Origin of the sequence: Mycobacterium sp. 1274761.0 (assembly GCF_001668615.1) — a bacterium.
In the GTDB taxonomy this organism is placed as follows: domain Bacteria; phylum Actinomycetota; class Actinomycetes; order Mycobacteriales; family Mycobacteriaceae; genus Mycobacterium.
The window spans coordinates 19870-31686 of record NZ_LZMC01000062.1; the positions used below are offsets into that span (position 1 = coordinate 19870).

12 protein-coding genes, 1 tRNA gene and 2 pseudogenes are annotated in these 11817 nt (G+C 64.5%); 9 read left to right on the top strand and 6 right to left on the bottom strand.

The window, feature by feature from the left end; all coding sequences use genetic code 11:
• Positions 1 to 3: 3 nt before the first annotated feature.
• Positions 4 to 195 (bottom strand): annotated as a pseudogene (locus tag A5651_RS26425) (hypothetical protein); the annotation flags it as partial.
• A 20-nt stretch (positions 196 to 215) separates the two neighbouring features.
• Between A5651_RS26425 and A5651_RS12545 the strand changes: the two are divergent.
• Genes A5651_RS12545 through A5651_RS12555 form a run of 3 tightly spaced genes read left to right on the top strand, consistent with a single transcriptional unit; the run spans position 216 to position 1892 of the window.
• On the top strand, positions 216 to 572 hold the full coding sequence (locus A5651_RS12545; protein WP_066980581.1) for a DUF488 domain-containing protein: 357 nt from the start codon (positions 216 to 218) through the stop codon (positions 570 to 572).
• A gap of 9 nt (positions 573 to 581) precedes the next feature.
• Entirely contained in the window at positions 582 to 1007 is a 426-nt protein-coding gene (locus A5651_RS12550) for a hypothetical protein (protein ID WP_156662856.1), read from the top strand.
• Between the two features lie 12 nt (positions 1008 to 1019).
• Entirely contained in the window at positions 1020 to 1892 is an 873-nt protein-coding gene (locus tag A5651_RS12555) for an LLM class F420-dependent oxidoreductase (RefSeq protein WP_066980584.1), read from the top strand.
• Positions 1893 to 1895: 3 nt separating this feature from the next.
• Here A5651_RS12555 and A5651_RS12560 read toward each other — a convergent pair whose 3' ends face one another.
• The 3 genes from A5651_RS12560 to crcB (A5651_RS12570) are packed head-to-tail and all read right to left on the bottom strand — an operon-like array spanning position 1896 to position 3705.
• Entirely contained in the window at positions 1896 to 2954 is a 1059-nt protein-coding gene (locus tag A5651_RS12560; RefSeq protein ID WP_066981165.1) for a DUF190 domain-containing protein, read from the bottom strand.
• Entirely contained in the window at positions 2945 to 3310 is a 366-nt protein-coding gene (gene crcB, locus A5651_RS12565) for a fluoride efflux transporter CrcB (protein WP_066980587.1), read from the bottom strand. The genes A5651_RS12560 and crcB (A5651_RS12565) overlap by 10 nt, the downstream gene beginning before the upstream one ends.
• Positions 3307 to 3705 (bottom strand): fluoride efflux transporter CrcB, encoded by a 399-nt coding sequence (gene crcB / locus A5651_RS12570; RefSeq protein ID WP_066980590.1) that lies wholly within the window; start codon positions 3703 to 3705, stop codon positions 3307 to 3309. Before crcB (A5651_RS12570) ends, crcB (A5651_RS12565) begins: the two co-directional genes overlap by 4 nt.
• A gap of 71 nt (positions 3706 to 3776) precedes the next feature.
• Here crcB (A5651_RS12570) and pgm point away from each other — a divergent pair, with 71 nt between their 5' ends.
• The 3 genes from pgm (at position 3777) to A5651_RS12585 (ending at position 6797) form a co-directional block, all read left to right on the top strand.
• Complete coding sequence (pgm, locus tag A5651_RS12575) at positions 3777 to 5411, top strand: phosphoglucomutase (alpha-D-glucose-1,6-bisphosphate-dependent) (RefSeq protein ID WP_066981168.1); 1635 nt, start codon at positions 3777 to 3779, stop codon at positions 5409 to 5411.
• Positions 5408 to 6667 carry an MFS transporter gene (locus A5651_RS12580; RefSeq protein WP_066980593.1) on the top strand — a complete coding sequence of 420 codons (1260 nt, stop codon included), beginning with the start codon at positions 5408 to 5410 and terminating at the stop codon, positions 6665 to 6667. The genes pgm and A5651_RS12580 overlap by 4 nt, the downstream gene beginning before the upstream one ends.
• Positions 6668 to 6724: 57 nt before the next feature.
• A tRNA-Ala gene (locus tag A5651_RS12585) sits at positions 6725 to 6797 on the top strand.
• Between the two features lie 389 nt (positions 6798 to 7186).
• On the opposite strand, the gene A5651_RS26430 is transcribed toward A5651_RS12585, so the two are convergent.
• Complete coding sequence (locus A5651_RS26430; RefSeq protein ID WP_066980596.1) at positions 7187 to 7492, bottom strand: GAF domain-containing protein; 306 nt, start codon at positions 7490 to 7492, stop codon at positions 7187 to 7189.
• A gap of 341 nt (positions 7493 to 7833) precedes the next feature.
• Between A5651_RS26430 and A5651_RS12595 the strand changes: the two genes are divergently transcribed.
• Positions 7834 to 9444 carry a PE-PPE domain-containing protein gene (locus A5651_RS12595; RefSeq protein WP_066980599.1) on the top strand — a complete coding sequence of 537 codons (1611 nt, stop codon included), beginning with the start codon at positions 7834 to 7836 and terminating at the stop codon, positions 9442 to 9444.
• Positions 9445 to 9584: 140 nt separating this feature from the next.
• A complete protein-coding gene (locus tag A5651_RS12600; RefSeq protein ID WP_082943735.1) occupies positions 9585 to 10184 on the top strand; it encodes a DUF5642 family protein in 600 nt (199 codons plus the stop codon).
• 191 nt (positions 10185 to 10375) lie between these two features.
• Here the strand turns inward: A5651_RS12600 and A5651_RS12605 are convergent, their stop codons facing one another.
• Complete coding sequence (locus A5651_RS12605; protein WP_369803944.1) at positions 10376 to 10960, bottom strand: TetR/AcrR family transcriptional regulator; 585 nt, start codon at positions 10958 to 10960, stop codon at positions 10376 to 10378.
• Here A5651_RS12605 and A5651_RS25985 point away from each other — a divergent pair.
• Positions 10893 to 11165 (top strand): annotated as a pseudogene (locus tag A5651_RS25985) (cytochrome P450); the annotation flags it as partial. The gene A5651_RS12605 and the pseudogene A5651_RS25985 overlap by 68 nt on opposite strands.
• Between the last annotated feature and the right edge of the window lie 652 nt (positions 11166 to 11817).

Below are 11817 nucleotides of genomic sequence, written 5' to 3' on the forward strand. Positions count from 1 at the left end.
TGCGTCCGTGCTACCGAATCGTTGACCGACGTACTCGAGCAGCCGGGGATCGTCGGAGGTGAACCGGTCAACCTCCTCACCGCCGTCACAGCGCAACAACGCAATAGTCACCCGATGCTTGGTGCGCGAGACCAGCGACCAGACCGCTCCCGATTCCTCCCAGCGCTGCAGTTCCGCAACCCGATCGACGTTCATGCTTCTACGATTCCACTTCGATGAGCCGCAACCACCCGATCACCCTCTCGCGGGTGTACGACACCAGCCACGACGATGGCGAACGCATCCTCGTTGACCGGCTGTGGCCCCGGGGTTTCCGCAAGGGCGACCCGCGCGTCGGCCGCTGGCTGCGCGACGTCGCACCGTCGACCGACCTGCGGAAGTGGTACTCGCACAAGTCAGAGCGCTTCGAGGAGTTCGCCGCCCGCTACGAAGCCGAACTGCAGACGCCCGCCGCCGCCGCGGCGCTCGACGAGTTGCGCGACGCGGTACGCGCAGGCCCGGTCACACTCGTGACCGCCACCCGCGACCTTCACGGTAGCCACGCCGCCGTCCTCGCGAACCTGCTCACGTAGGCTGCGGCCGTGAGCCCTGAATCCGCCGTCGCCGTGGCGGCGGACTTCGTCTGGTTGGGCATGGTCGTCGCGATCTCGTTCCTTGAGACGCCGCTGAAATTCCGCGCCCCAGGCGTCACCCTCGCGATCGGTCTGGGCATCGGTCGCCTGGTGTTTCGTGCGCTCAACGCCTGCGAAGTCGTTCTCGCTGTCGTCATCGTGGTCGCGCTCGTCCTCGAGCCGCCGCCTGCGTTGGCGCGTATCGCTGCGGGTGTGGCGGTGCTCGCGCTGCTGATCCAAGTGCTGGCCGTCCGACCTCGGTTGACCAAACGGTCCAAGACGGTGCTGGCCGGCGGGGAGGGCCCGCGGTCGCACGCCCACTTCGTGTACGTCGGCTTCGAGATCGTCAAGGTGGTAGCGCTGCTCGGCGCGGGGGTCGGGCTGCTGACCCCGTGAGACGATCGCTGCATGCAGCTCGGTTTGCACGCGCTGGGTATCGGCAACGGGGCTCGACGTTCCATCATCGACGCGGTTGCGGCTGCGGCTGATAACGCCGGATTCGCCACACTGTGGTCGGGGGAGCACGTCGTGATGGTCGACGAGTCCAAGTCGCGATATCCCTACGCCGAGGACGGCCGGATCGCCGTTCCCGCGGAGGCTGATTGGATCGACCCTCTGATCGGGTTGAGTTTCGCGGCCGCCGCCACCTCCTCGATTCGCCTTGCGACGGGAGTCTTGCTGTTGCCGGAGCACAATCCGGTGCTGGTCGCCAAACAAGCCGCGACGCTGGACATGCTGAGCGGAGGCAGGCTGACATTGGGTATCGGGGTCGGGTGGTCGCGTGAGGAGTTCGATGCGCTCGGCGTGCCCTTCGAGCGGCGAGGAGTCCGCACTGCGGAGTACGTCGAGGCGATTCGCACGTTGTGGCGCGACGATGTCGCGACATTCGATGGTGAGTTCGTCCGGTTCGACGCGGTACGGGTCAATCCGAAACCTGTACTGAGTCGCCGAGTTCCGATCGTGCTCGGTGGCAACAGCGATGCTGCGCTACGGCGGGTAGCGGCTTGGGGTGACGGTTGGTACGGCTTCAATCTGGAGAGCGTCGATGAGGTCGTCGAACGCGTGGCTTTCCTTCGTGACCTGTGTCGGGAGCGGGGTCGCGATCCGGCGAAATTGCGGCTTGCGGTGGCGCTTCGGGATCTGACGCGGCGCGATGCGGTCCACCTGGCCGCTGTGGGCGTCGATGAACTGGTGCTTGTCGAAAGCCCGCCGGAGGACGCACGCATAGCCGCCGATTGGGTGGGCGCGCTCGCCGACCACTGGATGGCAACGCTGGGCTAGCGCTCAGTAGTCATACTGGGCCAACCCAGTGCCACCGCGGCGGTCCTCCCCGTCGATGGACACCGAGGCCGGAACCAGCTCGCTGGTCACCAGCCCGTGCTCGCGGGTCAGCTCGTTGATGATCTCGAAGCTGGCCGCGATGCGCTCAGGGGCGTCGACGACGATTGTCGTCACCGGCACCTGGCGGCCCAGCTGAATCCACTTGTCGCCGTGGGGTTCACGCTCACCGTCAAAACCCCAGATACCGCGTAGCACGGTGGCACCGCACGTCGTCTTCGAATGGCGCAACCGCGCGACGATGGCGCGGTGGATCGGCGCGCCGTCGTGCAGCGCCGCCTCCGAGGTATAGATCATCAGCTTCTGCCACAACGCGCGGCCGTGATCGTCGGCGGCGGGGAAGGCGTACGGGTGTGTCAGCAGCTCGCCGTCGCGTTTGCAGACCTGCGCACGCTCGACGGTAAAGATCGGTTCCCGCAGCAGGTTTTCGAGCTGCGGCAGCACGGCTGAGACCTGCTCGCCGCTTCCGACCGCGATGATCATCACCGGAACGCCCAGATTGCGGCCGAAGAAGCGGGCCCTCTTCCGCTCACCGCGGACCGTGCCGTCGACACCGAGAAACACTGACGCACCGTCGAATCCGGTCGTGTGCAGCAGCTCGCATACGGAGCGATAAGCAGGCCGTCCGTCTGCGCGGTCCTGGCGGCCGACGTACACGGTGAGCTTGGCCGTATCCGCTGGCCGTATCGACCCGCCCAGGTGGGCACGTTCCAGCGTGACGAGACCGCGGGGCACCATCGCCGCGACGCGGTCGCCAAGCCCGGCCATCTTCTCGGCGGTATCCACCGCGGCCACCACAATGGGTGAGTCCTCCGACATGCTCAGCGACTGGTCGGTGTGGAGCACATGATGCGGCCCGAAGCTGGCGATGCCGCGCAACACGACGCTGGTAGCGACGGCGTTGTGGCCGTACAAGTCGAGAATCGCGTCGGACACGAAGCGGTCGTCGCACCGAAGCCGTTCCCCGAAGTACGCGGTCAGCTTCAGGTAGTCGGTCACAGTGATGCTCCCATCGACTGGCCCAGCCAGGCCGCGGCCACGCCCAAGACCACGCTGACGACGATGTTCGCCACCGCGGAGACGACCTGGCGCTCTTCGCCGAGCCGCTGCGTCTCCAGCATCCACGTCGAGAAGGTCGTATACGACCCGGTGAACCCGACCCCAGCCAGCAGCGCCAGGTGCGGACTCAACGCGAGGCCCGCGAGGAAGCCCAGCAGCAGCGCGCCGCTGAGGTTGACGACCAGGGTGCCGAACGGAAATGGCCGTCCGATGCACCTCGACACCGACCGATCGACTAGGAAGCGCGCCACCGCGCCGGCTCCGCCGAGGATTGCCACGCCCACCCATACGGCGACGGTCATCGGCGCACCCCGACCCGCCGCGTCATGGCGGTCGCGACGTGGACCGCCAATAGCCCGACGACGATGCTGGTGACGGTATAGCCGGCGGCAAGGCCGTAATGGTGGTGCTCGAGCATTCTGATGGTCTCAACCTGCATGGTGGAAAACGTCGTCAGCCCGCCGCACAGACCAGTACCCAGCAACGGGCGGCGATAACTCGATGTCGGCAAACGCTCCAACAGCCGGGTGACAAAGTAGCCCAACAGGAATGCGCCGACGATGTTGACGATGAACGTCGGCCACGGCCAGTGACCCGGATCGGCCGCGGCTACCGCCTCGAGTCCCGCCCGCGCCAGCGTGCCCGCCGCGCCACCGGCGAAAACCGCAGCAAGCTCACGCCCGTCGAAATTGAACATGAGCCAAAGTAACGCCGTCCGGCGTGCAGACCGGCGTACGGCGCGGATTCGGGCGGGGCAGAATCGAGTTCATGGCCGCCAACCCCCGCGCCGGTCAACCGGCGCAACCAGAAGACCTCATCGATGTGGCCCAGGTGGTCACCGCGTACTACACCGTGGAGCCGGATCCCGACAACATCGACCAACAGGTGGTGTTCGGCACGTCGGGGCACCGCGGGTCGAGCATGGACGCGGCGTTCAACGAAGCACACATCCTTGCCACCACGCAGGCAATCGCGGAGTACCGCAAGGCACAGGGCACAACCGGTCCGTTGTTCATCGGTCGCGACACCCATGCGCTGTCGGAGCCGGCGTGGGCGTCGGCGCTGGAGGTCCTGGCCGCCAACGACGTCGTGACGATGATCGACTCGGCCGACCGCTATACACCGACGCCCGCGGTCAGCCACGCGATCCTGTCGTTCAACCGCGGCCGTCCGGACGCCCTGGCCGACGGCATCGTGGTCACGCCGTCGCACAATCCTCCGCGCGACGGGGGATTCAAGTACAACCCGCCCAACGGCGGCCCCGCCGATACTGATGCGACGGGCGCAATTGCCAAGCGGGCCAACGAGATTCTGCGGGACGGCCTCACGGCGGTGAAGCGGCTGCCGCTGGCCCGTGCCCTGCAGACGGCGCAGCGCCACGACTACCTCAACGCCTACGTCGACGACCTGCCCAACGTGGTGGACATTCACGCCATCAGCGCCGAGAAGATTCGCATCGGGGCCGACCCGCTCGGCGGGGCCAGCGTCGACTACTGGGGCGCGATCGGCGAGCGGCACAACCTCGAGCTGACGGTCGTGAACCCGCTCGTGGATGCCACCTGGCGGTTCATGACGCTGGACACCGACGGCAAGATCCGGATGGACTGCAGCTCGCCGAACGCAATGGCTGGGCTGATCGCCAACCGCGAGTCGTATCAAATCGCGACCGGCAACGACGCCGACTCCGACCGGCACGGCATCGTCACCCCGGACGAAGGCCTGCTCAACCCGAACCACTACCTGGCGGTTGCGATCGACTACCTCTATGCCAATCGGCCGGAGTGGCCGGCGTCGACGGCCGTCGGCAAGACGGCGGTCAGCTCGTCGATCATCGATCGGGTGGTCGCCGGGCTCGGGCGCAAGCTCGTCGAGGTGCCGGTCGGCTTCAAGTGGTTCGTCGACGGATTGATCAGCGGCACTATCGGTTTCGGGGGTGAGGAGAGCGCGGGCGCATCGTTCCTGCGTCGCGACGGATCGACGTGGACGACCGATAAGGACGGCATCATCCTGGCGCTGCTGGCATCCGAGATTCTCGCCGTGACTGGCTCGACCCCGTCGCAGCGGTACAACGAGCTTGCCGAAATATACGGTGCGCCAACCTATGCGCGCCTCGATGCGCCCGCGAACCGGGAGCAGAAGGCGAGGCTGGCCAAGCTGTCCCCGGAGCAGGTGACCGCGACCGAGCTGGCGGGAGAGCCGATCACCGCGAAGCTGACGACCGCGCCGGGAAACGGCGCACCCCTGGGTGGTCTGAAGGTGACGACGGAGAACGCGTGGTTCGCCGCGCGGCCGTCAGGCACCGAGGACGTGTACAAGATCTACGCCGAGTCCTTCAAGGGTCCGGAACATCTGGCCGAGGTGCAGGAAGCGGCCAAAGAGGTCGTGAATAAAGTCATTGCGTGAGCTCTGAAGCGGAGGCCGACTGTCCGACCGACCGACGGCTGCCGCGGGAAGTCTGGGTGCTTATCGCGGCCAACGTGGTGGTCGCGTTGGGCTACGGTGTGGTCTCCCCGGTGCTGCCGCAGTATGCCCGTCACTTCGGCGTGAGCATCAGCGCGGCGACGTTCGTGATCACCGCCTTCGCGTTGTTGCGCCTGATCGCCGCTCCACCTGCCGGGTTGTTGGTGCAGCGGGCGGGGGAGCGCCGCGTGTACATCAGCGGATTACTGATCGTGGCGTTGTCGACCGGCGCGTGCGCGTTCGCCGAAACGTATTGGCAGCTCCTACTTTTCCGGTCGCTCGGCGGCTTCGGGTCGGCAATGTTCACGGTGTCGTCGCTCGGTCTGATGATCCGCATCTCGCCGCCGGACGCGCGAGGCCGCGTCGCGGGGATGTTCTCGTCGGGCTTTCTGGTCGGCTCGGTCGGCGGCCCAGTCCTGGGCAGTCTCACCGCTGGCCTGGGACTGGCGGCGCCGTTTGTGATCTATGGGCTTGCACTGCTGGTGGCGGCGTTGGTGGTATTCGTGAGCCTGCGCAATTCGCCGGTCGCGGCACCGGAAATCAGCACCGAACCGACCGTTTCGGTGCGCACCGTACTGCGCCATCGGGCGTACCGGGCCGCGCTGTTCTCGAACTTCGCCACGGGGTGGGCGGCGTTCGGGTTGCGCATCGCTCTGGTACCGCTCTTCGTCGTCGAAGGGCTCGGGCATAGTGCGGGCTTCGCGGGCTTGGCCTTGGCGACGTTCGCGGTCGGCAACATCTCCGTCGTGATTCCCAGCGGCTATCTGTCCGACCGGTTGGGCCGGCGCAGGCTGCTGCTCGTCGGGCTCACAGTGTCTGCGGCGTCGACGGTGCTGGTGGGATTGACGACGTCGCTGCCGGTCTTCCTGGCGGCGGCGTATGTCACCGGGGCAGCGACCGGCATATTCGTCGCGCCGCAGCAAGCGGCTGTGGCTGACATCGTCGGCAACAAGGCCCGCGGCGGGACCGCGGTTGCGACGTTTCAGATGATGGCCGATTTCGGCTCGATCGTCGGGTCGCTGGCGGTCGGCCAAGTGGCCGAGCATGCGTCGTTCGCGGCGGCGTTCCTGGTCAGCGGCGGGATACTGCTGCTCGCCGCCGTCGGTTGGGTGTTCGCGCCCGAGACGCGTGGCCTGCCGCCCGCTGTGCCGACGCCGATGCGCGCGATTGGTCCGGAAGCCGGGGGGGAAGTGCCCTGAACTGTGGTTTTGAACCGTTACTGCAGGTTGGTGTAACTTCGATGGGCACAACTTCACGGGGCTATGGCGCAGCTGGTAGCGCACCACACTGGCAGTGTGGGGGTCAGGGGTTCGAGTCCCCTTAGCTCCACTTCAATATCCGCAGGCCATTGCCGTGAATGGGCATTCGCGTCGTCTCTCCGTCAACGTTCCCGTCAACATGGGCGTTAGGCTTTCTAGGTGGCTTCGCTTCGCAAGCGGACGCGGAACGACGGCTCCGAGTACTACGCCGTCCTGTACCGCCACGACGGCAAGCAGACCTCGACGCGTTCGAGGACCTCGGCGATGCTTCCCGGTTTTGCGGTCTGGCGTCCAAGTTCGGTGCAGCCGCCGCACTGGAGACTCTCTCGCCATTCTTGTTCTCGCCGTTGGGGGAGTGCGAATGGTGGCCTCGGCGACGATAATCATCGGTTCGACGACTAGCAGGCCGATTCACGACGCACTCTGGGTTGTGCAGCCATGTATGGCTTGGACAGCGCCTTAGGCCTGGTCGATTTCGGTCCGAGAGGTGAGCGCCTTTTCTAAACGAATAACTGTCTCTCGCGAGTGCTGCCAACGGCGAGCAAGAGTGATCGCTTGGCTGGCAGCCACCGTGTAGAGCCGCATGAGTCCTTCATCGAAGGGGTCGAACGCTAAGACATTGCGGCTGTAAATATTGAGGGAGCCGACTAGCTCACCGTGTTGTCTCGGGTCTGCGGAGTCGACGATTAGCGGGACCGACAAGCTGGCCCGCACGTCCTCCTCGCGAGCAACCTCGACGAACTCTGGCCAGCGCTGCTTATCCAATTTCGTAGTGACGCGGCCTTATTTGCCTTCATCGCATGGCCATGGTCGTTTTTTGCGGTATCGCAGCGTTGTGATCAAGCTAATCGTTCGCCTAAGCTACCTATCGGGGGAAATCTGTTTATCGTTGCTGGTGGGGTGGGATCATGGCGAAGCACGCGTCGAATCTTCTGCGTAACAATGGGGACTATCGCTGGTCGGACACGTTTGCCGGTTTCTCGTGGACAAGTCGACCGTTGGTACCGGTCGCTGGGCGAGGCCGCCCGACGCGTCGAGCTGCCCGCTTCCTGCTCGTTGCCCTGATAGCCGTCGCGTCTGCGTTGTCCCTGGCAGTCGGCCAGACCATGACGGCTGCCGTGGCGCTGGCTGCCACCTACATCGTCAAAGGCACCAACAGCGCCTTCAACCAGATCCCGGACAGCGCTTATCCGGCCTTTGCGCAAAGGTACGACTCCGCGGTCGGGGCACCGACGACAGAACCGATCACCCTCGTGCCGTACCCGGCCAGCTTCTGGCCAATAACACCGCCCGGCTATATCTTTTCCCCGACGTTCGACGAGTCGGTTGCCGAGGGTGTGAAGAATCTCGAGGGTCTGCGTCCAGTGAATTCACCTAACTCGGACCCGAACACACCGGACACAATTTGGGGGTACTCGCAAGGCGCGACCGTGGTCACGCAATACAAGCGCGACTACAACGCCCAACCGAACCCGCCGGCAACAGCGCCCACCTTCGTGCTAGTCGCGAACCCGAACAGGCCCAACGGGGGGATTCTCGAGCGCGGCGTGGCGTTGGGCACGATCCCGATCCTCGGTTTGACGTTCAGCGGCGCTACCCCGACCACCACGAAAGGTCAGCCCGCCGACAAAGTCACCACGTATGACATTGCCCGACAATACGATGGCATCGCCGACGCACCAGTCAATCCGCTCAACCCGGTGGCGGACCTCAACGCCATCATGGGCTTCTACTACCTGCACGGTCACTATCCGGATGCGGACCCAACGACGGCCATCTATCAAGGCCAATACGGGGACACGAATTACTATTTGATCCCGACGTATCCGTTGCCGCTGCTGATGCCGTTGGAGTCGATCCCGGTGGTCGGGTTCCCGCTGGCCGACGCGCTGGACCCCCCGCTGCGGGTCATCGTCGAGTCGGCCTACGACAGAAGCACCCCGCCCGGTGTGCCGACGCCCTTCAATCCGCTCTATTTCCCGAATCCGGCGAGTTTCGGCTCGAACCTGCTGACTGCGATTCCGACCGGACTGGACAACGGAATCAGTGACTTCACCGGGAGTCGTCCGCTCGGCACCCAGCGTCCGGGACCGTATGGCGTTGGAGGTCTCGCCACAGAGGGCATCGACGGAAAGCCGACGCCGCCGCCCAGCACTCCGACGACGGGCACAGGTTCGACCATTCCGGTTCTGTTCAGCTCGCCGAGCGGCGGTTTGCTTGCGCTGCTGATCCCGTCGAACCAGTTGGGAAGCCTCTCTGCGTTCAACAGTGGGCTGCCGGGCTTCGCACCGACCCCGAATCCACTCGATGGCTCCGCCAATCTCGAGTCCGCCGGCCCGACCCCGAGCGGAAATGCCTCGCTCGTTCCTGCCGTCGTTTCGACTGCGAGTGACGCGACCGCGTCCTCGCCGGACGTCGTGGGTCAAAATCAGGGGACGGCACCAGAAACCGTGGGGAACGGGTCACCACAGCCGACCGTGACCAACACTGAACGGCTGGCCTCGACGAATCCGGGGCCGCGGCTCAACGTGCTGCGGACCTCTCCCGTGGCGGGCTCCTCAAAGCCGGTAACCGGCTCTGCGAGCGGTTCGAAGTCCGCGAACGACCCGATCGGGTCTGCGGTCAGCGGAGTGAAAGATTCCATCGCGGGTGTGACGAAGTCGGTAAAGTCCGCCCTCGGCGGACCGTCGAAACCCGACAGCGGAGACACGAAGTAGGTGCTCGTCACGTCGGGAGCCGAGGAGGTCAGTGAGCTTCCGTCATGATGCCGACGCTACGCCCGACACCGATCGCAAAAACGGTACTCGCCGCGATATGGGTCGTGACTACGGCGTGGTCGACAGCATGCTCGAACACGATGCAGAACCAGCACATTGACATCAGCGGCATCTTCGCCGTCAAGTCGACTTTCGGGCCCGAATACAAGGTCGTCACCAACGGTCCCACCGGCATCGACCCACGGCTGTTTGCGCCCCAGAAGCTGCCTGCGAACATGACAATAGATCCCGCTGAGTGCTCGAAGTATGCACAGGGCCAAACCCTGCCCAGCGGGCTCACGGGAAGGATGGCAACCGTTACCGCCGAGGGCGACAACAACCGCTTCGTTGCCGTCGCGGTACAGACCTCCGCGCAGGTGCCCTACGAGTCGATAAGCCACGCCTGTAACCACATCGCATTCACCGGCCAAAGCGTGCGTGGGGCGATTGACGTGGTTGATGCGCCCCACATCCTCGGCGCCGAAACGCTCGCAATCCATCGGACGCTTGAAGCCACCCTCGGCGGCCTCGACCGGTCCGGTGAGTTGTACAACTACACCGCCTATCTCGGTAACAGCGTGGTACTGGTGGTAGTCAATCCGGTGAAAGTGCCCAACGGGCCCCCGGCTGTGGTGGACGTCGAGAAGGCCCGCCGGCTGCTGAGCGACTCCGTCGCGGCCGTCCGCGGGCATCGATTTTGACCCGCGGTTGGGATCACCCTGACGCGCTATGTGGCCACCGATCGATGTAAACATGGGGCCTCCAATCCGCGCGCGAGGCCTGAGCGGCAGACCGCGCAGGTGTGGCGGCAGCCGAAGCTTGCCTTTGTTTCCGCAGCCCAGAAGCTTTTTGCCACCACCGGACCAAGGATTTGGGGTCCCCTCAGCTCCCCTTAGTGAGTTCCTCGAATCACCGGCAAGCAACCGGAACGGCCTCGGGTAATCACATCCTTAAAGACCTGCTGGTCTGGGTTAGACCGGAGTCCGTCTAGCAGGGCGTTGAGCGCCTGAACGCTCTCGTTTCGCGCATCGTGCTGATTGGGTGCATTAGCGATGAACATCGCCGCTTCCTCCGCTGCGGCGAGAAGCACATGAGCGAGGGCAGCAACAGGCTGGTGAGCCGTTAGGTCCCCTTCTTCGATGGCGCGTTGGAGCATGGCGCGGATTGCTCCGAGTCCGTACACGCTTTCTAGTTCGCGCCATCTGGACCAGCCCAAGACGGCAGGACCGTCGATCAGCAGAATTTGCTGAACTTGGGGAGTAAGCGATGCATCGAGGAACCCCATGAGCCCCTGTTGCAACTGGTTGAATGCCCCGTCTGCTGGATCGGCCAGGTTCTTGGCGGCCTCCATAACAAGACCCTCTTCGACCGCTATGAACACCGCCTCGAAGAGCGCTTGCTTGTCGGGGAGAAAGCTCGCCAACCCGAACAACTTCGACGCTGACCGACCGAATGTGCGAGCGCAGATCGCCTTCATCCGCGGCGTCCACTCCTGCCCTGGCGCCCCGTTGGCCAGGGCGGAGGGGCGGATCTCAATGAACCGAATCCTCGACCGGATGGGCGACATCGTGATTTCTGAGGAGCATCACGGGCCCACCGGCCAGCGCCGGTACGATTACGAACCCACCTTCATCTTGCGAGGGATGCGCGCACTCCATGTGACTTTTACGTCGCTCGACTGAAGGCGACCTCTCTCTAGCGGGCGCATATTGTTGACCGCACTTATCCCGGTATGTAGCGGCCCGCTTCCGCAGGGATAAGTAGAAGCGACGGCGGTAGGGGGTGCTGTACCGAGAACGGAGCCACGTGAGCCTCGTGTCTCTCTCACCACGTTGACGCCGTCAACACCCCTCGCGTTCCCGCAGGTAAATCAGCGTCGTTTCGCGTACTTTCACGGCTAGGAATCGTAGATTTGCGCACCTCAGGCGACATTCTGCGTTTAGGTTCAGGATTTCGAGTCCCCTTAGCTCCACTCGTAAGGCGCAGTTCGAAGCGATTTTCAGCGAGACTCGGTGGCGAGCCGAATTATCCCGTTGCCTCGTAGGAACGGCGAGCTAGTGCTGACGCTCATCAGTCGGCGGGAACTGTCGGCCAAGACCGCCGCTCGACTCTGCAGACGCCCGCGAGACGACGAGCCATCGGCCAAGACCGCCATCTAGCTTAGCGAATATCAAAAATGCTAATAAGCGATAAGCGCTAACCGTAATTATCGCACAGTGAGAATGCTAGAGTGCGATAGAGAGAGTGGCGTTCTCATTAGAGGATGGCGGAAGGTGGTGGCCGACTTGCCGGCAAATCGGCTGGAAATTGGCTGTTGGGGCCAAGCCCGACTAT

Excerpts from the sequence above, each read along its gene's own strand:
- A5651_RS12595 (WP_066980599.1), top strand. The coding sequence starts at position 7,834 with ATGACGGCTGCCGTGGCGCTGGCTGCCACCTACATCGTCAAAGGCACC.
- A5651_RS12545 (WP_066980581.1), top strand. The coding sequence starts at position 216 with ATGAGCCGCAACCACCCGATCACCCTCTCGCGGGTGTACGACACCAGC.
- crcB (WP_066980587.1), bottom strand. The coding sequence starts at position 3,310 with ATGACCGTCGCCGTATGGGTGGGCGTGGCAATCCTCGGCGGAGCCGGC.
- A5651_RS12555 (WP_066980584.1), top strand. The coding sequence starts at position 1,020 with ATGCAGCTCGGTTTGCACGCGCTGGGTATCGGCAACGGGGCTCGACGT.
- pgm (WP_066981168.1), top strand. The coding sequence starts at position 3,777 with ATGGCCGCCAACCCCCGCGCCGGTCAACCGGCGCAACCAGAAGACCTC.
- crcB (WP_066980590.1), bottom strand. The coding sequence starts at position 3,705 with ATGTTCAATTTCGACGGGCGTGAGCTTGCTGCGGTTTTCGCCGGTGGC.
- A5651_RS12605 (WP_369803944.1), bottom strand. The coding sequence starts at position 10,960 with ATGAAGGCGATCTGCGCTCGCACATTCGGTCGGTCAGCGTCGAAGTTG.
- A5651_RS12600 (WP_082943735.1), top strand. The coding sequence starts at position 9,585 with ATGCAGAACCAGCACATTGACATCAGCGGCATCTTCGCCGTCAAGTCG.